This is a genomic window from Methanogenium cariaci JCM 10550 (genome assembly GCF_001315945.1).
Lineage (GTDB): Archaea > Halobacteriota > Methanomicrobia > Methanomicrobiales > Methanomicrobiaceae > Methanogenium > Methanogenium cariaci.
Window position 1 is genome coordinate 42866 of record NZ_BBBG01000005.1, and the last position, 18715, is coordinate 61580.

At 52.7% G+C, this 18715-nt stretch carries 23 protein-coding genes and 7 pseudogenes; 18 read left to right on the forward strand and 12 right to left on the reverse strand.

Going from position 1 to position 18715, the window contains the following annotated elements:
- Positions 1–5 precede the first annotated feature (5 nt).
- From JCM10550_RS24505 to JCM10550_RS06020, 4 genes are read right to left on the reverse strand one after another with little or no spacing between them, the layout of a single operon-like run.
- Positions 6–290: a 5-formyltetrahydrofolate cyclo-ligase gene (locus tag JCM10550_RS24505; protein ID WP_281175283.1), complete on the reverse strand. Its 285-nt coding sequence runs from the start codon at positions 288–290 to the stop codon at positions 6–8.
- Positions 242–679, reverse strand: coding sequence for a 5-formyltetrahydrofolate cyclo-ligase (locus tag JCM10550_RS24510; RefSeq protein WP_062397713.1), 438 nt, complete (start codon positions 677–679; stop codon positions 242–244). Before JCM10550_RS24510 ends, JCM10550_RS24505 begins: the two co-directional genes overlap by 49 nt.
- Positions 676–1089 carry a type I 3-dehydroquinate dehydratase gene (locus tag JCM10550_RS06015; protein ID WP_062397715.1) on the reverse strand — a complete coding sequence of 138 codons (414 nt, stop codon included), beginning with the start codon at positions 1087–1089 and terminating at the stop codon, positions 676–678. The genes JCM10550_RS24510 and JCM10550_RS06015 overlap by 4 nt, the downstream gene beginning before the upstream one ends.
- A complete protein-coding gene (locus JCM10550_RS06020; protein ID WP_062397717.1) occupies positions 1055–1300 on the reverse strand; it encodes a type I 3-dehydroquinate dehydratase in 246 nt (81 codons plus the stop codon). Before JCM10550_RS06020 ends, JCM10550_RS06015 begins: the two co-directional genes overlap by 35 nt.
- A gap of 142 nt (positions 1301–1442) precedes the next feature.
- On the opposite strand from JCM10550_RS06020, the pseudogene JCM10550_RS06025 reads away from it, so the two are divergent.
- From JCM10550_RS06025 to JCM10550_RS06070, 12 genes and pseudogenes are all read left to right on the forward strand, one after another.
- Positions 1443–2212 (forward strand): annotated as a pseudogene (locus tag JCM10550_RS06025) (anaerobic ribonucleoside-triphosphate reductase activating protein).
- A 20-nt stretch (positions 2213–2232) separates the two neighbouring features.
- Entirely contained in the window at positions 2233–2787 is a 555-nt protein-coding gene (locus tag JCM10550_RS06030; protein WP_062397719.1) for an AAA family ATPase, read from the forward strand.
- A pseudogene (locus tag JCM10550_RS06035) lies at positions 2784–3571 on the forward strand (sugar phosphate isomerase/epimerase). Before JCM10550_RS06030 ends, JCM10550_RS06035 begins: the two are co-directional and overlap by 4 nt.
- A pseudogene (locus JCM10550_RS06040) lies at positions 3568–4520 on the forward strand (ribonuclease Z). Before JCM10550_RS06035 ends, JCM10550_RS06040 begins: the two co-directional pseudogenes overlap by 4 nt.
- A 22-nt stretch (positions 4521–4542) precedes the next feature.
- Positions 4543–4785, forward strand: coding sequence for a hypothetical protein (locus JCM10550_RS22245; protein ID WP_245618799.1), 243 nt, complete (start codon positions 4543–4545; stop codon positions 4783–4785).
- A gap of 22 nt (positions 4786–4807) precedes the next feature.
- Positions 4808–5509 (forward strand): magnesium transporter, encoded by a 702-nt coding sequence (locus JCM10550_RS22250; protein ID WP_245618800.1) that lies wholly within the window; start codon positions 4808–4810, stop codon positions 5507–5509.
- 23 nt (positions 5510–5532) lie between these two features.
- Positions 5533–5754, forward strand: coding sequence for a magnesium transporter (locus tag JCM10550_RS22255; protein WP_245618801.1), 222 nt, complete (start codon positions 5533–5535; stop codon positions 5752–5754).
- Between the two features lie 55 nt (positions 5755–5809).
- Positions 5810–6997 carry a potassium channel family protein gene (locus tag JCM10550_RS06050; protein ID WP_062397721.1) on the forward strand — a complete coding sequence of 396 codons (1188 nt, stop codon included), beginning with the start codon at positions 5810–5812 and terminating at the stop codon, positions 6995–6997.
- 79 nt (positions 6998–7076) lie between these two features.
- Positions 7077–8929, forward strand: a pseudogene (locus JCM10550_RS06055) (DHH family phosphoesterase).
- A gap of 204 nt (positions 8930–9133) precedes the next feature.
- Positions 9134–9385 (forward strand): hypothetical protein, encoded by a 252-nt coding sequence (locus tag JCM10550_RS06060; RefSeq protein ID WP_062397723.1) that lies wholly within the window; start codon positions 9134–9136, stop codon positions 9383–9385.
- Positions 9386–9515: 130 nt separating this feature from the next.
- Positions 9516–9727, forward strand: a pseudogene (locus JCM10550_RS22260) (hypothetical protein).
- 152 nt (positions 9728–9879) lie between these two features.
- The gene (locus tag JCM10550_RS06070; protein ID WP_218185143.1) at positions 9880–10413 is read left to right on the forward strand and encodes a hypothetical protein; all 534 of its coding nucleotides are present in this window, start codon (positions 9880–9882) and stop codon (positions 10411–10413) included.
- Between the two features lie 10 nt (positions 10414–10423).
- Here JCM10550_RS06070 and JCM10550_RS06075 read toward each other — a convergent pair whose 3' ends face one another.
- A complete protein-coding gene (locus JCM10550_RS06075; protein ID WP_062397729.1) occupies positions 10424–10840 on the reverse strand; it encodes a hypothetical protein in 417 nt (138 codons plus the stop codon).
- A gap of 1 nt (position 10841) precedes the next feature.
- On the reverse strand, positions 10842–11084 hold the full coding sequence (locus tag JCM10550_RS06080) for a hypothetical protein (RefSeq protein ID WP_157199980.1): 243 nt from the start codon (positions 11082–11084) through the stop codon (positions 10842–10844).
- A 168-nt stretch (positions 11085–11252) separates the two neighbouring features.
- On the opposite strand from JCM10550_RS06080, the gene JCM10550_RS06085 reads away from it, so the two are divergent.
- On the forward strand, positions 11253–11450 hold the full coding sequence (locus JCM10550_RS06085) for a hypothetical protein (protein ID WP_245618802.1): 198 nt from the start codon (positions 11253–11255) through the stop codon (positions 11448–11450).
- Between the two features lie 25 nt (positions 11451–11475).
- Here JCM10550_RS06085 and JCM10550_RS06090 read toward each other — a convergent pair whose 3' ends face one another.
- Positions 11476–12321 (reverse strand): protein-glutamate O-methyltransferase CheR, encoded by an 846-nt coding sequence (locus JCM10550_RS06090; RefSeq protein ID WP_245618803.1) that lies wholly within the window; start codon positions 12319–12321, stop codon positions 11476–11478.
- Positions 12322–12725: 404 nt separating this feature from the next.
- Between JCM10550_RS06090 and JCM10550_RS06095 the strand changes: the two genes are divergently transcribed.
- The 3 genes and pseudogenes from JCM10550_RS06095 to JCM10550_RS06105 all read left to right on the forward strand — a co-directional run bounded on the left by JCM10550_RS06095 (position 12726) and on the right by JCM10550_RS06105 (position 15334).
- Positions 12726–13208 (forward strand): ATP/GTP-binding protein, encoded by a 483-nt coding sequence (locus JCM10550_RS06095; RefSeq protein WP_062397736.1) that lies wholly within the window; start codon positions 12726–12728, stop codon positions 13206–13208.
- Between the two features lie 61 nt (positions 13209–13269).
- Entirely contained in the window at positions 13270–13629 is a 360-nt protein-coding gene (locus JCM10550_RS06100; RefSeq protein ID WP_062397739.1) for a hypothetical protein, read from the forward strand.
- Positions 13630–13631: 2 nt separating this feature from the next.
- Positions 13632–15334: pseudogene (locus tag JCM10550_RS06105) on the forward strand (adenine deaminase C-terminal domain-containing protein).
- A gap of 3 nt (positions 15335–15337) precedes the next feature.
- Here JCM10550_RS06105 and JCM10550_RS24515 read toward each other — a convergent pair.
- Genes JCM10550_RS24515 through JCM10550_RS24525 form a run of 3 tightly spaced genes read right to left on the reverse strand, consistent with a single transcriptional unit; the run spans position 15338 to position 16130 of the window.
- On the reverse strand, positions 15338–15679 hold the full coding sequence (locus tag JCM10550_RS24515; protein ID WP_218185144.1) for a heparan-alpha-glucosaminide N-acetyltransferase domain-containing protein: 342 nt from the start codon (positions 15677–15679) through the stop codon (positions 15338–15340).
- On the reverse strand, positions 15676–15786 hold the full coding sequence (locus JCM10550_RS24520) for a heparan-alpha-glucosaminide N-acetyltransferase domain-containing protein (protein WP_218185145.1): 111 nt from the start codon (positions 15784–15786) through the stop codon (positions 15676–15678). The genes JCM10550_RS24515 and JCM10550_RS24520 overlap by 4 nt, the downstream gene beginning before the upstream one ends.
- Entirely contained in the window at positions 15783–16130 is a 348-nt protein-coding gene (locus JCM10550_RS24525; protein WP_062397741.1) for a heparan-alpha-glucosaminide N-acetyltransferase domain-containing protein, read from the reverse strand. Before JCM10550_RS24525 ends, JCM10550_RS24520 begins: the two co-directional genes overlap by 4 nt.
- A 45-nt stretch (positions 16131–16175) precedes the next feature.
- Between JCM10550_RS24525 and JCM10550_RS06120 the strand changes: the two are divergent.
- Positions 16176–17064 (forward strand): annotated as a pseudogene (locus JCM10550_RS06120) (DUF2099 family protein).
- On the opposite strand, the gene JCM10550_RS06125 reads toward JCM10550_RS06120, so the two are convergent.
- Positions 17045–17737 (reverse strand): HAD family hydrolase, encoded by a 693-nt coding sequence (locus JCM10550_RS06125; protein ID WP_062397743.1) that lies wholly within the window; start codon positions 17735–17737, stop codon positions 17045–17047. The pseudogene JCM10550_RS06120 and the gene JCM10550_RS06125 sit on opposite strands and share 20 nt — an antisense overlap.
- A 113-nt stretch (positions 17738–17850) precedes the next feature.
- Between JCM10550_RS06125 and JCM10550_RS06130 the strand changes: the two genes are divergently transcribed.
- Positions 17851–18363: a TspO/MBR family protein gene (locus JCM10550_RS06130; RefSeq protein ID WP_062397935.1), complete on the forward strand. Its 513-nt coding sequence runs from the start codon at positions 17851–17853 to the stop codon at positions 18361–18363.
- 60 nt (positions 18364–18423) lie between these two features.
- On the opposite strand, the gene JCM10550_RS24530 is transcribed toward JCM10550_RS06130, so the two are convergent.
- The gene (locus JCM10550_RS24530) at positions 18424–18549 is read right to left on the reverse strand and encodes a hypothetical protein (RefSeq protein ID WP_281175284.1); all 126 of its coding nucleotides are present in this window, start codon (positions 18547–18549) and stop codon (positions 18424–18426) included.
- Between the last annotated feature and the right edge of the window lie 166 nt (positions 18550–18715).

Consider the following 18715-nt stretch of genomic DNA (forward strand, 5'->3'; position numbering starts at 1 on the left):
TCCGATCAGTGGTGCAATTCGCTTTTTTTGGATAGGATGGATATTCCAGACTCTGTCACGACTGCGTCAAGCGTCTGGTCGGTTGGTTCAGAGGGAATTTTGTTGCATTCCTGCACGGCGAATGCGACACCCACCGTTGAAAAATGGTTGTGTTGTGCAAGAAACCGGTCATAGTATCCGGCACCATATCCGATGCGGTTGCCGTCCGTGTCAAACCCGAGGAGGGGGATCAGTGCCACCTCTATTTCTGCCGGGTCTGCCGGGATTTCATTCCCGAGTGGTTCGGGCACATGGAACGTGCCCGGCACCAGCACATCAGGGTTCTGATGTACGAGAACCTGAGGCTGCAGTCCTCGCGCTGGATGATGGGCACCATGACATGCTTTCCTTCCTCAAGCAATGCGGTGATGAGCGGCCGGGTATCAACCTCCGGGGGTTTGGATGCGTAGACAAGGATGGTATCAAAGGGCGCTAAGAACTTCAGGAGGTGGGAGGCGATCTCTACACTGCGTGCGGCATACTGTTCCGGTGTGATCTCTTCTCTGCGCAGACGCAGTGCCTGACGCAGGGTTTCTTTGGTGGATACGATGGGGGGGTTCATGGTCTGTCGGTGTCCTGTGTGTGATCTCTGATTGGTATCCGGAATGGTTCCGGAAAAAGGGTATTTTATGTCGTTCACTCAAGCAGGCGAAGGATCTCCTGCATTTCGTTGATATGGTACTGACCCTCTGCGGTGGGTGTGCCAAAGTGGCAGTATACCATCTCGGATCCAAAGAGACCGGTAAGGACCCTGCCAAATCTCAGATCCGTTCCCATGGTCCCGGTGCATATGGGTCCGGCAGCGGCAGCTGTGAGAGTCAAAAGGTGCAGCAGGTCTTCTTTCGAGTGGGGTGTCGTGATCATTTTCGGGATGTTACCATATGCCCGGAGTCTCTTTTCACAGGCATGCAGCGTATCGGCATCCGGGGGGGTGTCGGGCAGGTGGAGGGATGCGATGACACCCGGCCCACGCGTTCTGACCTCATCGGCATACGCTGAAAACCGCTGTTCGATATCAATGTATGCTGCGTAGGGGGCACCACGGCTCAACAATTTTCCACCACTCAGCCGGGCTGCCGGAAAATTCTCCTCCCTCGGCACTGCTCCTGAGTGTTACAATAAAGGGCACGTCACATCTCTGGCAGACAGTCTTCGGTTTTGCATGGAAGAGGTCGATGCGCAGTTCAATATAATCCGCCCCCCCGGAACCGGCAGCCGCATCAATATCTGCCGGACGTGTCAGGGCCACAACCGTCTTCATAACTGTATTTCCTGTCTGTAGCGTTTTGCGTCCGGGTGGTAAAAGTATGTCTGGTGTACTTCCGGCAGGTGAGTATCTACATTGAGAGAATTGAAACCTTCAAATGACTTCCGCCCGTACATATATGCTACTTGGTGGTCTGTTGAACGTAAATTATGGAGGATTTGTCCCGATAAGTACTGTTGACTGGAGAGGGCGATCGGTATGCACGGTTTTTCTGCGTGGATGTCCGGTTCACTGTCATTACTGCCATAACACCGCACTTCAGGGAGGGTCAGACTCCCGCAGCGTTGAGGAGATTCTTGACATGATTCACTCATCCCAGATGCTCATATCAGGAGTGATCTTCTCCGGCGGTGAACCGACAATGCAGAAAGATGCCCTGATAGCGCTTGCCGAAGGCTGTCGTGCGATGGATGTAAAGGTCGGTGTCCAGACGAATGGGGTGTTTCCGGAAACCCTCGAGGCGCTCATCGAACATTCTCTCATCGACCTGGTCCATCTGGATATCAAAACACGGTGGGAGCATTATCCCAAACTGCTGAAGGTGAAACCTGAGGTGACGGCAAAGGTGCAGCGTTCCCTTTCCCTCTGCCGGGAGGCATACCTGACCGGGGGGGCTCTCCCGGAGTTTCAGGTGGTGGTCACGCTCTTTCCGGGCCGCGAGGATGATGTGGCATATATATCCCGTGAGGTTCCGGCGGATATTGACTTTGTCTTAAATCAGGGCGTTTCCGGTGGCCTCACCCCCCCCTGTCATTTAATGAACTGAAGGGACTTGCAGACAAGATACAGCGTCCGGTCCGGATTCGCACGCGTGATGACGGAGAAGTCACCTATAAAAACGGTCAAATCATCATCGCTGACTCTATTGTCTTAACCGACATTCTGCAGGCCCGGCGTAATTACTGAAATAAGGATAAGAGACAGATATGAGAGTTATTGGAGTTGTCGGCCTTCCCGGAAGTGGCAAAGGTGAGTTTTCGCGTATTGCAGGAGTTCTTGATATCCCGGTTGTGGTGATGGGAGATTCCATTCGTGAATATGTGCGGACATCAGGGCAGACCCTGTCCGATCTCTCGATGGGGGGGGAAGCATCCGCACAACTGCGTGAAAAGCTGGGACGTGATGCGATTGCACAGCTCACTGTTCCGCGCGTGGAGGCCTGCGGAACCGAGGTCGTCATCATTGACGGCATTCGCAGTGAAGCGGAAGTGGTGCTCTTCCGAAGTCATTTTCCTGATTTTTACCTCGTAGGTGTGGCATGTCCCGATGCGGTGCGGCTGGAACGGATATTCTGCCGTGGCAGAGAGGACGACGTCAGCTCAGCCGCAGAGCTGATGGCCCGTGACGAGAGGGAACGCGGCTGGGGACTGGATGCGGCGCTTGCGATGGCAGACGTGACGGTCACCAATGACGGGAGTCTGGAGGCATACGAGACAGCAGTACGGGCATTGCTCCGCGAGTGTCTGGAGGGCAGTGCATGAAACTTCCGCTCTATTTTGCCTCTTCTTCCAAGGTGTGGTCATCGCCGGAGTGGGTATACGGCATCGAAGAGTGCGGATATGATGGCTGGGAGATTTCAGCCGATGGCAATTACCGGCTGGACAACCCGGAGGCGTTTGCAAAAATCAAAGAGATCATGGAGACCACACACCTTGCCATCAGCGTCCATGCACCGTTTACCGATCTCAATATCGGCTCCCTGAACGATCCCATCTACCGGGAGTCTATCCGTCAGATGCAGCTCTGTGTGACAAAGGCTGCGGATATCACCGATGTGGTGACGATTCACCCCCCCGGCTATGTCTCGCCCCCCCACGGGCGCCTGGTGCCGCAGAAGGTCTGGAACCTACACAAGGAGGCGCTCCGGGAAATTGGAGCGACGGGTATTGATACCGGGGGGGTGCGTGTCTGTCTGGAGAATATGCCAAAGATTCCTGATTTCCTCTGTATGGAAGCGGATGAACACTATGGCATGATTGAAGGAGTGGACGGCATTCATGCCACCGTGGACCTGGGGGGGCATGCGAACACCACCGGTCAGGTTAAGTCCTACCTGGACTGTATCGGAACCGCGACCCATATGCATATTCATGACAATCGCGGCCGTTCGGATGAACACCTCGCCCTGGGGGGGCAGGCAGCATTGACTGGGATGCTGCCGGTGCCCGTATCTGTGCCGCATACCACGGCATCTGTGTCGTGGAAGGACGCAATCTGGACGAGGCCGCCATAAGCAGAGACGTTTTCCGGAGGTGTTTCCGATAGCCGGAGAGACGCTTCAGGTGTATTTCCTCGGAACGGCAGGCGCTCTCCCGACGCCGAACCGGAATCCGGCATGCATCATGATCCGGCGGGGGGGTGCGGATTCCCTGCTCTTTGACTGTGGTGAGGGAGCCCAGCAGCAGATGATGCGGGCAAAAACTGGTTTTACGGTCGATGCCCTCTTTATCTCCCATTGGCATGCAGATCATTATCTCGGAGTCCCCCGGCCTGATTCATACGCTCTCGTTTATGGGCAGAACAGAGCCACTTACCATATACGGGCCCCCCCGCTGGGTGGACGAGTTTGTAGAAGGCATTCTCGCACTCGCAAAGAAGCCGCCGGGATTCAGGCTGGAGGGCCGGGCTCTGAACCATGGTGATGTGGTGCCGTTTCACGGATATCAGGTTCGTGCGTTCTCTGCTCAGCACGGCATTCCGGGGCTGGGATATATCCTTGAAGAGGATGCACGCCCCCCCGGCCGGTTTAATCGCGAGGAAGCAATCCGGCTGGGTGTGCCGGAGGGGGCGTCTCTTTGGAAAACTCCAGCGGGGAGAGGCAGTCACGGTCGAAATCGACGGTAAAGAGATGGTGGTGGCCGCAGACCAGGTGGTCGGCCCCCCCTCACGGCCCGGCCGGAAAGTTGTCTACACCGGTGACACCCGCCCGAATGTGCGCTCTTGGCTGGGATGGGGAATGGATGCCAATCTCCTGATTCATGATGCCACCTTTGATGAGAGTGAGGCGGAGCGTGCGCCGGAGGTCTATCACTCCACTGCAGCGGAGGCGGGGATGGTTGCAGCCCAGATCGATGCCGCCCGCCTTGCTCTTGTCCATACCAGTTCCCGATATACTAATACAATAACGCATATACAGGATGCAGGGAAACACTATTCAGGACAGGTGTTCGCACCTGATGATCTCGATATCATCGAGATTCCCTACCGGAGCTGAATAAAAATGACAGGGGAAGGTGATGAAACTGGAGCTACCGATCTCCACCCGAACCCGTCTGTTTCTGACCGGGTTTGTTGCTCTCCTGATCTGTGCATTCGCCGCAAGTGCCGCCGGCATCTATCTCGGTTCAGCACGTGATGTGCTCTCTCTCCTGCCGGGACTGATGGTCATGGTACCCCCCCGTCCATTAATATGCGGGGGAGTATATCCGGCGTGCTGGCATCCCGCCTCTCCTCATCGATGCATTTGGGGGGGCATTTGAAGTAGAGTTTTCCCGTGAGTCTGTGCTGGGATCCAATCTCCGTGCCTCTTTTTTGTCAACGGTAATCATCGGGTTCTGGCTGGGCCTCATCGTCTCCGGCATCTGCGCGGTCTTTGGTATTGAGGGTCTGGGTGTTATCGATTATGTGGTCATTTCCGTTGTGTCAGGCATTGTTTCCGGACTCATTGTCATGGGTATCACGCTCATTGTGGTGCTGATCAGTTACCGCTTCGGCCTGGATCTGGATATGATCGCAGCACCCTCCGTTACAACGGCAGGAGACATTGTCACCCTGCCGGTGCTTGTTGTGACAACCCTCTTCTTTGTTACGCTGGCACCCTTGGTGCTCCATATCCTCTTTGGTATCGTGCTCATTCTGAGTGCTGCCTGTCTCATCTATTCTGTCTATCTCAATGAACCGGTCTTCGAGATAAACCGCGAAATTCTGCCGCTGCTGTTGATTTTGTCCGTTGTCGGAACGCTTGCCGGGCTGACCTACACCCTTGATCTGGAACAGCTCATCGAGTTTGCCGTGTTTCTGATTATCATCCCTCCATTTACCGGACTGTGCGGGTCGATTGCGGGGATTCTCTGTTCCCGGCTTGCAACGGGCATGCATATGGGTGAAATTGATGTGAAGGCATATCCGGAACGACCGGTGCTGGAACAGTTTGGGGGATCATATATCTATGCACTGTTTGTATTCCCCCCCTTATTGGCCTGATTGCCCAAGGGGCGTCAGGGCTGATGGGCATTACCTCCCCCCCCGGCCTTTTTGAGCTCATCGGTATCTGTACCATATCCGGGATGATCGTCATTACGATTGTAAACATCATCGCTTATGCAACCGCGGGGTTATCCTTCCGCTACGGGCTTGACCCGGACAATTTTGGTATACCGGTGATCACAAGTACAATAGATCTGGTTGGTGCGGGTATCCTTGTGGCCGTTATTAATATACTCATATAAGGATATACCATAATATCAGATACGACAAAGTGTATCATGAAAGGACTATACGCCCATGAGTGATTTAGAGTACCAGCCGGTCAGTTTTAAAGATGTACTGATTGAAATGAAGGACATCTCAGAACTGATGGTTGATCTTGCTTATTCTGCGATTCTTTTTGAAAGCCGTGAAATTGCCCAGGAAGTTATTACCCTTGAAGAACGGATGAACCAACTGGTTTACCAGGCCCGGATACAGAGTATCCTCGGGGCGCGGAGGGTTGAGGAAGCCGAGTCAATGAGCGGGATGTTGCAGGTCAGTGAAGCGGCGGAAAAAATTTCCAATTCTGCGTCTGAGATTGCAACCATTATCCTGAAAGATGTAAAGTTTCCTGCAAAACTCCGTCTCGCGATGCCGGATGCCGAAGAGGTTACGGAACGGGTGGTTGTTGACAAAGAGAGCATCATTGACGGGGGGGTGACTCTGGGTCAACAGAAACTCCAGAGCAGCACCGGGATGCGTGTCATTGCCATCCGGCGTGGTGTCTCGTGGATTTACGATCCCGAGCGTGAAACCCGAATTCTTGACGGAGATATCCTCATTGCAAAAGGCCCGGAGAGTGGAATTATCCCGTTGTATGAACTCTGCGGGAGAGAGGTTCCGGTAACCGATGAGTCTCCGGAAGGGAGTGTGGTGACCGACCTCGACCGGGCGGTCCGTCTGATCGTCAAGATGAAGGATACCTCTGAGCTTGCCGTCGGCCTTGCGTATACATCATTGCTCTTTAACAACAGAGAGGTCGCAGATGAAGTGGTATCCCTTGGCACCCGGATGGATGACATGCGGTATAAACTGGACCTCTGGATTCTTGAAGCTGCAAAACGCATCTCTAATGTGGAGTACCTGCGTGGGTTACTCTACATGTCATCATTTGCGGATAGTATTACCAATGCCGCAGGTTCTATTATTGATGTCATTTTACGGGACATCGAGATCCCGCCGGTTTTTAAGAAGATTGTACGGGAGTCCGATGAAATTATTTCTCGGATTGAAGTGCAGGAAGGCTCAGAACTTTCCGGGAAAAGCCTGAAAGAAGCTTCACTGACAACGGTGGCCGGTATGGTTGTCCTTGCGGTCAGACACAAGAATAAATGGAAATATCGTCCGAGAAAGGATGAAATATTACGTTCCGGAGATATTATCATCGCCAAAGGGCGGCGGGACGGAGAATGCCGTCTGTATGATCTCTCCCGCGGAACCTGATCTCCTGATAGTAACGTGATTATATTGATCATAACGTGATATATTGATAGTAAAATGAATTCGATGAGTGTGAAATAACATGAGTAATGGAGAAATGACTGTTTACCGCCTCGCCCCCCCTGCATGTGATCTGGGTGATGTGGAAGAAGGCAAAGTGTATGTCGTGCGTGTACAGGGATTTGCCGACTTTGGTACCTTTGTGTATCTCAATGACCGGATCAAAGGTCTGATACACAAATCGAATGTAAAGACCCACCATCAGGAAGGGGGGGAAACCCTGTTTGTTCGTGTACGGGAAGTGCGCAAAAACGGCAACATCGATCTTGAGGAAATCGTCCCGACCCGCTACCGGACGGAGACGGTGGCAAAGAAACTCTCGACCATCAGGCTGGGTGACCTTCCGGACAAAGTTGGCAGGCATGTCACTATTGAAGCAGAAGTTGCACAGATAAAACAGACCTCGGGGCCTACGATATTCACCGTTATTGATGAGACCTCGGCGGAGGATGCCGCAGCTTCATTGAGGCAGGGGGGGTACGTGCCTACCCGGAGGTCGAACTGGGGGGGGACATGGTATCCGTTTCGGGTGAGGTAATGCTCAGGAACAACCGCCTTCAGATTGAGGTTTCAAACATGCGGGTTCTCTCCGGTGAGGAACAGGAGAGTGTGAATCTGCGTATTGCAGAGGCACTGGATCAGCGCGCAGAACCGGAAGATATCCCGTTCATGGTGGAAAGTGAGGTGCTGGATCGTCTCAAACCGGAGATGCAGAAGGTAGCAAAGATCATTCGGAAAGCGATCTTCACCGCCCAGCCGATCGTGCTGCGTCACCATGCGGATGCGGATGGCATTACCGCCGCAGTGGCGGTTGAACGTGCGGTCACCCACCTGATTCGTGAGAATGGCGGAGACCTTGACACCGAGGGCCATATGTTCAAGCGGGCTCCGTCAAAGGCGCCATTCTATGAGATTGAGGATATCACCCGTGACCTTGACTTTGCCCTGAAGGACTTTGTCCGGTTTGGCCAGAAACTGCCGCTCATTGTCATGATGGACAATGGCTCCACCGAAGAGGACGAGCCGTCATACCGGATGGCAAAGATATACAATATCCCGATTGTGGTCGTTGACCACCACCACCCCGATGAGAGCACCGATGCCTATCTCGATGCACATGTGAACCCATACCACGTCGGCGGAGACTTTGGGGTGACCGCAGGGGATGCTCGGCGCCGAACTGGCTCGCATGATCTTCCCCCCCGGTGTAGAGAGTGAGGTCCGCCACTTCCCGGCAGTTGCGGCAGTGGGTGACCGGAGTGAAGCACCGGAACGCCAGCAGTATCTGGACCTTATCAGCGACGAATGGACGGAGGAACACTGCAAGGATGTCGCTCTTGCCCTTGATTATGAACAGTTCTGGCTCCGGTTTAACGACGGACGGGAAATTGTAAAAGACATTCTTGACGTTAATGGAGAACACGACCGCCATGAACGCCTCGTTGCCCTTCTCGTACAGGAAGCAAATCTTGCCATCAAAGAACAGCTGAGTGCGTCAATGCCGCATGTCGTCGAGAAAGACCTTGGAAACACGGCGAAACTCTTCATGCTGGATGTGGAAATATATGCCCACCGGTTCACCTTCCCCCCCCACCCGGCAAGACCTCCGGCGAGGTGCATGACATCCTCTGCAGACGCAATGCCGGTGCACCGGTAGTGACGCTGGGTATCGGGCCTGACTTTGTGGTCATCCGGTCGCGTGGTGTTCTGATGAACATCCCGAAGATGGTACGTGAACTCAGAGAAGAGGTCATTGGCGGCGGAGTGAACGGCGGAGGCCACCTTGTCGTTGGAAGCATAAAATTTGTGGAAGGTATGCGGAAAACGGTAATTGAAAGCCTCATTGCGAAGATTGAAGAATATCCTGTCGAATAATACCTGACAGGTTATTTGAGAAAATCACCCTTTGATTTTTGACTCGTCTGTAGATCAGATCGGGTAATGCATTCAGATTAATTGGCACAGATAGAATCTGAATAAATCGTGTATTGTGTCTGAATTGATAAAAAACGGGCACATTTTCCAGAAACCTTTATCGTATAGTAATCTCTAAATGGAAATTACTTCCGGAGTGTAACAATGAACCGTAAACACCGTATTTCTGACCGGTATTCGGCAACACAGGACCGCATTCTGTCGTACCTGGTGCTGGGGCTCGAAACGGGAAAACATTACTTTAAATCCAAGTACATTGCAAAAGATCTGGGTCTGTCATCGAAAGAAGTTGGTACAAATCTGGCAATTCTCTCGGAAATATGTGACGAACTGGATATCTCCCGCTGGAGTTATTCGAACAGCACCACATGGCATGTTCTCCCACGTTCTGCTTGATTTTTTCGTAATATTCTGATTCCAGTCCTGTGCTGGAATGGATCCGCCCCCCCGTATGTCCGGTATGTTTTCTCCCGGATCCCGGTCATTAAACCAAAGCATTAACATGATTACGGGAAATTTCTTTTACATGGCTAATAAAATCGTGGAATTTGTATCTGATATTGAATTCATCGCAAATATTGATGAAAAAAAAGACTGTCTCATGAACCAGGCACCCAGTCTGACGATGTCTCTGTCACCGAGGGCAACCCACTTGGCCTCTGGTATAACATCGATGTGCCCAATGGACATGGATTAAAGGCCGGTGACAAAATCCGGATCAGTATCGAGAAGGTATAATATATGATACCATTACCCGGAGGAGACCATTCCCTGGTATCTTCCTGTCTGAACAAAGAACTCCACAGGGGTATTATACACCGATGAACAGATCCTGGATCTTATCCGGTGCTCTCGTATTTCTTTTTGCAGGTATCTGTATCTGTGGATGTGTGAATGAGGAGGAGGCCTACTCCTCGTCGTTCGATCTGTATGAACAGGCAGGGACGAAAATCAGTGGAATAGACTGGGAGAGTGATCCGCCTGAACTGATTGATGCGAGACTTCAGGAGGCAGAGGCGGACTTAAACGAGGCATATGAGATTGTGAACACCATTCAGCCGAAACCTGAATCTGCTAAACCCAGTGCTCCCTATGCACTGCGTGAACTGATCCTCGGAAAAACGGTCTATGTCTCTGCTGCCCGTGAAGTGGCAACGGCCCAGGTGCACATCCTGAATGCGGGCGACGCAGCAGCAATCTACCAGTATGCCGACTGGTCTCTTGAGATGCATGCCGCTCAGGAAAATCTCGAACTCGCCCGCACCCGGTTATCGGTCTCCGATACCCACATGGATGGAATCAATATGACTCTGGTCCCAATGGATATGCGGTCGGATATTACTGAGGCAAAGGCCCTGAATGCCATATTTGCCGAGCACATAACTTCACTGGAACGGTCTGTTGAACTGGCCCTTGAATCCTGATCATCCTTTTTTATGCCGCGTTGAGAAATCCGGTGAGCCTCCTGACTGCCGGCTGTATCAGGGCATCACCATACTGCGCTTTTGTTGTTTCCAGGCTGAAGGTATACTGGTTGACGTCCTGTGCACTCACGATAAAGTAAAACTTTTCACCGGATCTCTGGATGGTCTTTTTCACCGGTTCTCCATACCGCTGCTGGTTGCCGGTGAGAATGTCACCGGTCTCGCCGTCCACAAGCACCCAGGTCAGCTGGGAGCTTTCCGGTTTGGTGACCGCGGTCATGCTGACATTTATCCGCCAGAATCCAAACGGAATCTGAAACATCTTTGAAAATCCATTGCCCGGACCCGTATATGTTGCAAACTCTACAATCTCTCCCGGCATCCAGATTTCCGTATACTCAGGGTCCGATGCACCAAAATGCGTCATATCATCCGGAAAATTGGTGACCGGATACCCCCCCCTGCCCACTCACATAGACGGTGTTCAGGTCAGTATTTTTGGGAATATTCCATATCTCTGGTTTTGTCTGAAGTCCGTCTGCAGGTTTTTCATATGATGGGGGGGCAGGCTGGAAAAACGTGGAAATGCTGTCGAGTCCCTGTGAGGCCACCGCGATGATGACTACAATGATGATTGCACCAGCAAAGGTGAGAATATCCGCCCGTTTCACATCATTATCTTGCACAGCCTTTCTGATAATTGTTATTCTCGGCCTTCAGGTGTATGAAAGAGTTTTCACACACATACGCACACATAAATAATATCGGGCTGCAATTTTTGAGTATCTATGGACCTGCAGGAATCACGCACCTGGATACTCTTTTACCTGATCTCATTTGTGGTGCTGCTGGTCTCTATGTTTCTGACATCAGAAGGCATCCTGGTGGGAGTTGGGCTCACGATGCTCATAGTGGTGATTGGAATAAATCTTATTTTTATGCTCAGTCAGGTGAAAGAGGCCTCGAAAAAGAAGGAAATGATGGATAAAATTTCTCATATCGATAGGAAAAATTTGGGTGATACCAGAAAGCGCTGAAGACCTTTTGGTATAATGACGGTGTTCAGGCGACCTTCTTCTTCTGGTATATCTTCTGAATCGGATTATACGGGTCGTAGAGTTGCTCCACGTCTCTGCCCATATACTCTGTCTTGCCCATGACATAGTATCCACCTTCGGTGAGGGCCGGTGCAAACATTCGTGCGAGTTCATCCTTCTGTTTTTCGGTGAAGTAGATGGTCACATTTCTGCAGAGGATGACATCCAGATACTGGGTCACCGCCCGCCCGCTCATCAGGTCATGGCGCGAGAACTTCACGAGATCCCTGAGATGCTGTTTTACCTGGTACGATCCGTCCTGCTGTTTGTCAAAATGTCTGCGAATCTGGGACTCAGAGAGGTTTTCCAGTGCTTTTCTGTGATAAATACCCGTCTCTGCCTTTTTCAGGGCTTCTCTGTCGATGTCTGATGCAAATATTGTCACCTGCACATCCGGGAACAGCACTCTGGCCTCATGGCACATCAGGGCCAGGGTATATGGCTCTTCACCGGTGGCACATCCGGCACTCCATATTCGGATTTTTTGTTTCCTGCGTCGGATTTCGGGGGGGAGCACGTCACTTTTTATCAGGTCAAATACCTCCCGGTCCCGCCAGAATTTCGTCACATTGATGGTGAGGGCATTCCGGAGTGCTTCCTGTTCTTTCGTGCTTGAGATGACGAGGGAATTATACTCCGCATAGGAATCAATTTTGTTCATCCGCATTCTGGACTGTATTCTCCGCTGGAGATAGTCTGCTTTGTAGTTTGCACACTGTATGCCCATTTTTGATTCTATCGTGCGCAGAACCGACTGGAATTCTCTGGTGTCCATGGTGATATCAACTAATCCTGTAATTTGTCTGTTCATGCATTCCTATCTTCCGGGATGATCTCTCTCCGGGTGCGATGAAAACCCTGCCTACACCGTTTTTCTCGGGATATCGGTGATAATCCTGTTGATGGCAAACTGCCCATGCCAGGGAGTGTTGGCCGGAATGTAGCTGTATGATTACTGCCGTCGTCTTCGTTGTATTAAGAACAAGAAGCTCTCTTCCCGTCCCTGTTGATATGGGGGGGACAGATGGTGTCTGAGTCTGTTGAGACTATAGGTACTCTTTTTGAAGTGCACAGGATAAAATCCTTCAGTGTCTGACACATGAAGACATCAGACAGATTCTTTGGAGATTTCATGTGTCTGCGGGTTGTAATCGATAATCAACCCCTGTTTTACTGAAAATCTTATATGACCCGTAAATTAAACAGATAATATTAATGGACCGTTCCAGACTTAAGATTGTGATCTTCGGTGCGTATAATGCCGGAAAATCATCATTCATTCAGGCAATTGATCCGGAATCCCACCATGTCGAAGCACATAACGGTGACACCCCCCCGACAACCGTCGGACTTGATTTTGGCCGGACCGTGATCAATAACCGGAAAATATACCTCTTTGGTACACCGGGACAGGAACGGTTTGAGTTTGTCCGTGGCATTCTCACCCGGGGTATGGACGGGGCCATTGTCGTGGCCGATACCACGCATGAACTGGATGGGCTGACGGAGGAAACTTGCCACGCCCTCAGCACCTCGGGGTATCCCTACGCTGTTTTTCTGAACAAATGCGACCATCCTGATTCACGCCCCGAACGCTATCATATGGTGACGAAGTCTGTCTTTTCCCCGGAGATTTCCGCGGTTACCGGGAGCAATACGACGGAAGCGCTGCACAAATTTCTGGATATGTACTTCTGAACGGGTGCCCCCGGGCCAAAGCAAATAGTATAATGCGTTCCGGGTTTTACTTACATCAGGTATGTCCAGGATTGGTGTTGTAACCGGCCTTCTCATTCTTCTGGCTGTGATCGCCGTCTCTGCCGGGTGCCTCTCATATTCGATCGCTATGGTATCGTATGATGGGGATGGCGTGCATGTCGGTGTGGATAATAAAGGGGGGGACGCGAGGGATGCCGTGATGCAGGTAACGGTCTTTGATCTCTCTGACTTCAAACAGGTGGAGGTGGATAAAATCGTCCGTTCCGTGCATCTTGATGCAGGAACAAATGAGATCACATTTGACACAGACCTGCAACCCGGTCCCTATCGCCTCTATATCTATATGATGGAAGGCGGGGGGGAACGACTTGGCTGTGTAATAAAAAACCTTGAGGTCTGAAGATGACTTCGTTTATTCAGGCCGCCGCAGGTAAAGAACCCTGTGATATATTTTTTGTCAATGCCCGGGTATTCTGTCCGTTTACTGGAGAATGGGAAGATAATACCTCATTCGGGGGGGTAAAAGACGGACGTGTGGCAGGGTTTGGAACCTACGCTGCTGAACAGACTGTTGATCTGCGGGGGGGAAACGCGTCATCCCCCGGTCTGATTGATGCCCATGTGCATATTGAAAGTTCTCTTCTGACCCCCTCCGAGTATGCCCGGGCCGTTATTCCGCATGGAACCACCACAGTCTTTGCTGACCCGCATGAGATTGCCAATGTCGCAGGCACGGCGGGGGGGGCTGAGGTATATGTTGCGGGAGCGTTCCCGAATTCCGCTGGATATCCGGCTGATGCTTCCGTCCTGTGTGCCGCCACCCCCCCGCTGGACCGGGGGGGTGGGGCGGTTCTCTCCTGCCGGGATCTCTCAGCCTTTGTCGGTGAAGAGGGAATTGCCGGTATTGGTGAAGTGATGAACGTGCCCGGGGTTCTCGCAGAAGACCCGGATCTGCTCTGCAAGATTGGCCTCTCTGCAGTTGTGGACGGCCATGCCCCCCCGCTGCTTTCCGGGGAAAACCTCTGTGCATATATCGCGGCAGGCATACAGAGCGACCATGAATGCACAACTGCGGCGGAGGCTGCAGAAAAACTCCAGCGCGGGATGTATATTATGCTGCGTGAGGGGTCAACGGAGAAGAACCTCGGTGCACTGGCTGCTGTGGTGACGCCTGCCACCGCACCCCCCCGGTGTTGTTTTGCCACCGATGACCGGCATGCGGATATGCTGGCAGCAGACGGGCATATCGATGACTGCATCCGCAGGGCTGTTGCCGCGGGCATTGAACCGGAGACGGCCTACCGGATGGCCACACTCTCTGCCGCAGGACGCTTCGGCCTGAACGACCGTGGTGCACTCTCACCCGGCAGGCGGGCCGACTTCTGTGTGATGGACGATCACGGCCCCCCCTGCACCGTAACGGATACGTACATCCAGGGAGTCCGGTGGACTGACCCCGGATACCGACGTCCTGAGATCCTGTCAGTGCCCTTTTCATGTGCCCCCCTGACAGAGGAGTCCATCGCCATCCACGGAGCAGGGAAGGCCCGTGTGGTGGGTCTGGTGCCGGGCCAGATTCTGACCCGCGAATTATCAGAAGAGGTGGACGGGGGGGTCATTCTTCCCGATCCGTCGCGGGATCTCCTGAAGTTAGTTGTCTGTGATCGCTACCGCAGGGGGGGTGGTTGTGGTGTCGGTATTGTGAACGGGTTTGGCATCCGGGACGGTGCCATCGCGGCGAGTGTGGCCCATGACTCCCATAACCTCATTGCCGTCGGGAGTGATGACGCCTCAATCATCCGTGCAGCAGAGCGGGTCATTGCCGCCGACGGCGGCATGGCGGCAGTCGCAGGGAACACCTCCGCCTTTCTGCCGCTGGAGTGCGGCGGCTGATGTCATCCCTCCCGTATGATAAGGTGGCAGCGTCTCTCCAATCCCTTGAGGCATGCATCCGGACAACCGGGTGTATTGAAAATCCGTTTATGTATCTCTCCTTCTGTGCACTCACGGTCATTCCTGAAATCCGGGTGACCGAACGTGGGGGGGTGTTTGAAGTGGACGCCTTTGCCGATGTGCCGCTCTTTTCTTCCCCCCCCAAAAAATAATATTTAGAATATGCCCAAGGCGCCGGGGGGGGAATGATTCCCGCCACTACCATTCCCAGTATCAGGATGGGCTGGTGGATGAGGTATATCAGCAGGGAGTGCCTGCCGGCCGCTGCCAAAAGGTTGGTGATGGGGGGAGACAGGGCTGGCGAATCTGCCGCAGCGGATGCCCTTTGGGTAGAGGTAGGCCCCCGTTCCCAGCCCCCCCAGGAGCACCAGGCCGAACCAGGGTATGAGCGGTTCATAGTCAACAGAATAAAATCCTGCTGGATGAATGCCCAGCCACGCCAGCCAGATAGGGCCCGCCGTCCCGGTCACCACAAGACCCAGTGCCAGCACGATCACACCGGCGACGAGGTTATTTTTCTGCAGAGAAAAAAGAGCGGTGCCAGGCAGATGGAGAGGCCGATCAGGTGCAGGATACCGAAGAGGATGTATCCTTCCCCGATCACCTGCCAGGTGACAAGCTGATGCCGCCGCCGAGAGCGAGAATGAACAGACCCCCCCTCATGAGAAACTTCTGCACGAGGGCCCGCCCCCCCTCCATGCCTCTTTGCATGGCACGTTCCCGGCTGATATGCAGGGACAGCCCGACCAGAAAGACAAAGGTGCAGGCGCAGGTCAGCGCAAACGCCCGCCAGAACCCACTGGTAACCGCCATGTCTGCCACGCCGAAGTAGACGAGGTCATACATGAGATGGTAGACGACCATCATCAGGATGGCAATACCGCGGACCGCATCAATCTCCCAGAATCTTGTTCCGGGTCTCTCCGGTATTTCTTCTGCCTGCTCCATTCGTCTTCATTATTATACGGGGGGGGTGCAATACGCATTAGTGTGATGACTCAGGGTGATGAGCATATAATTGAGGCAGCCGGTCGTGCACGGGTCGTTGTCAGAAACGGACAGGTGGTATCGGTCGGCCCGGCCCGTATTACATCCTGCCCGCTTGCGGCACGGTTCAGTGAGCCGGTGCGAACCTTTAGCGAAGAGGAAATTCAACGCAATATTGAAGGGCGCATTGCAACATTCGGCATGTGCACTCCTGAACGTGTCGTGGTTTCCGATGACGATTTCGTGCTCTTCGGGGCATCTGAACTGCTCTCATCCGCTCTCCGGTGTGGTATCATTGGCGCAGCGGTTATTGCCTGCGACGGGGGGGCAGGGACGGTTATTGCGACGTCTCCCCGTCTGATTCAGGGTATCGGGGGGGAAAGATGTCCGGGCTGGTATCGACGACGCCGATTCCTGCGGTGATTGACCGTATCGGTGAACACGGGGGGGGTATTGTGGTCTCCCCCCCTCATGATGCCGCACTCAGCGCCGAATCCGGGATGCGGATGGCTCTGGAAAAAGGTTTTCATGCACCGGCGGTGACCACCGCCTCTGCAGATGAGGCCACCCTTCTCCGCGGACTCTGCCCTGCCGCCTTCATCGTGGCAGTGCATACCACCGGCACAACAGCGGAGGAGGCAGAGATGTTTGCCGCATCCTGTGATCTGATATTCCCGTGTGCGTCCCGTGCAATGTATGAGATTGCCGGGAAAAAGGCACTTTTGCAGGGCGCAAAGCCGTCCCGGTGTTTGCCATGACTGCAGCCGGAAAAGAGGTGGTGCTGGCAAAGATTGCCTCTGCAGAGGCACCGGTGGTGATCACCGGGCGTGCCCTGCCCTATTCGGAAGGGAAGGAACCGTCCCCCCCTCCAATGATTATTTTTTCAGGTGCATGATCTCCTGCAGATCCCCCCCGAAGGACTGCAGGGTGTAGTCCGGTCGTATTTTTGGATAGGGAATGCCGATCCAGTCGCCGTATTTCGCATAGACGGTTGTCATGCCTAAGAGATTGCCGGGTTCAATCTCCCGCTTCGGGCTGTCACCCACAATCCATGCCTCATGGACATTACACTTCAGCATCCCTGCGGCCGCATGAAATATTTCCGGTTTGGGTTTTCTGACCCCTGACCGGTCAGGAGTCATTACGCCGTCAAAGTAGTCTCTGACTCCTGTGGTGGCGAGACGTTTTTCCGCCTGACTGCTCTCAGCATCGGTGATGATTGCCATGGGCACACCGGCATCTGCAAGCATTTTGAGAGTTTCTTTCACGCCGGGATATAGTTTGAGTGATGCCAGCTTCACCTCTTCGTAGACCGCGCATGCATCTTCATACAGGCGGGGGGGTTCAAAGATGCCTTTGTCTTCCAGAAAATCATGGATATTGTTGTGGTCTTCAAACCCGTGGGTGCCACTCATAAAATACCGGAAGAGTTCCATGCCGTCTCCACTGCCCGCAAAGTTTACGACCGCCTCGCATGACTGTGTTTTGGCAAAATAAAAGTCATAGAGGGTGTTGTCCATATCAAAGAGGACATATTCCGGTATTGGTTCTGTCATTGTATCAGCCATGTTCAAACGATCCCCTGTCAGTGTATAATAATTTGCGGAGTGGAGATAACTGGTTTGGTATTGCGGTAATACCGGGAAAAAGTTTATTGGTATTTTGTTCCCTTTCGTATACGATGACTTACGGTACGAAAGACGGGGGGGCATTTTCTATTCGCAATCCGGTGCTCCTTATTGCCTGTGTGATTCTGACAAATCTCGCAGGCGTTGCCGGATCGTTTTTCACGGACACCGGGACGGGGGGGTCATGGTACGCAGATGAACTCATCAAACCATGGTTTGTTCCGCCGGATGAAGTCTTTCCTATCGCATGGACAACCATTTTTATTCTGATGGGGATTGCCCTGTATCTCGTTCTCGGGGAAGGTACCGGGAGAACGGACGTTCAGATTGCCGTATTTCTCTTCTTTTGCCAGCTCGGTCTCAATATTCTCTGGTCATATCTGTTTTTCACGTTGAAAAGTCCACTGTTCGGGTTTATTGAAATCATCATCCTCTGGATTTTCATCCTTGCTGTGACCGTGAGTTTTTACCGGATCAACAAACGGGCAGGATATCTGTTTCTCCCGTATCTTGCCTGGGTATCGTTTGCCACGGTATTGACAGGCACAATATATCTGCTGAATTAGATACCGGAATGTATATATATATACAAACTATCAATTGCTCTGAAAGGTAAACGTTACCTGTTACGCCTGAACACGGGTGCTGCCATCCATGCCGAATAATTCAGCAGAGAATGAACTCCCCCCCCACCATTCCAAACGGAACTGATTGATACCGATATTTGTGAGTATTATGAATGTATGCGTCATTCTGATATTCCGGTCCTTTTTTCGGGGGAACCGGGAGGGTAATCTTTGCAAACAAGGCCTTCCACCGCACATATCAGTATCCTGAGGATTTTATGCAGGCGTCACCGGAGGTCAGTTCGATCATCTATCCCTGTGACCGGCAGGATGATGAGTCTGATGCGGCAGG

Excerpts from the sequence above, each read along its gene's own strand:
- JCM10550_RS06075 (WP_062397729.1), bottom strand. The coding sequence starts at position 10,840 with ATGACGCATTTTGGTGCATCGGACCCTGAGTATACGGAAATCTGGATG.
- JCM10550_RS22255 (WP_245618801.1), top strand. The coding sequence starts at position 5,533 with ATGGGCATTACCTCCCCCCCCGGCCTTTTTGAGCTCATCGGTATCTGT.
- JCM10550_RS06095 (WP_062397736.1), top strand. The coding sequence starts at position 12,726 with ATGGACCGTTCCAGACTTAAGATTGTGATCTTCGGTGCGTATAATGCC.
- JCM10550_RS06030 (WP_062397719.1), top strand. The coding sequence starts at position 2,233 with ATGAGAGTTATTGGAGTTGTCGGCCTTCCCGGAAGTGGCAAAGGTGAG.
- JCM10550_RS24530 (WP_281175284.1), bottom strand. The coding sequence starts at position 18,549 with ATGACGCATACATTCATAATACTCACAAATATCGGTATCAATCAGTTC.
- JCM10550_RS06020 (WP_062397717.1), bottom strand. The coding sequence starts at position 1,300 with ATGAAGACGGTTGTGGCCCTGACACGTCCGGCAGATATTGATGCGGCT.
- JCM10550_RS22245 (WP_245618799.1), top strand. The coding sequence starts at position 4,543 with ATGAAACTGGAGCTACCGATCTCCACCCGAACCCGTCTGTTTCTGACC.
- JCM10550_RS06060 (WP_062397723.1), top strand. The coding sequence starts at position 9,134 with ATGAACCGTAAACACCGTATTTCTGACCGGTATTCGGCAACACAGGAC.
- JCM10550_RS06090 (WP_245618803.1), bottom strand. The coding sequence starts at position 12,321 with ATGAACAGACAAATTACAGGATTAGTTGATATCACCATGGACACCAGA.
- JCM10550_RS06130 (WP_062397935.1), top strand. The coding sequence starts at position 17,851 with ATGACTTACGGTACGAAAGACGGGGGGGCATTTTCTATTCGCAATCCG.
- JCM10550_RS24525 (WP_062397741.1), bottom strand. The coding sequence starts at position 16,130 with ATGGAGCAGGCAGAAGAAATACCGGAGAGACCCGGAACAAGATTCTGG.
- JCM10550_RS06125 (WP_062397743.1), bottom strand. The coding sequence starts at position 17,737 with ATGGCTGATACAATGACAGAACCAATACCGGAATATGTCCTCTTTGAT.
- JCM10550_RS06050 (WP_062397721.1), top strand. The coding sequence starts at position 5,810 with ATGAGTGATTTAGAGTACCAGCCGGTCAGTTTTAAAGATGTACTGATT.
- JCM10550_RS06100 (WP_062397739.1), top strand. The coding sequence starts at position 13,270 with ATGTCCAGGATTGGTGTTGTAACCGGCCTTCTCATTCTTCTGGCTGTG.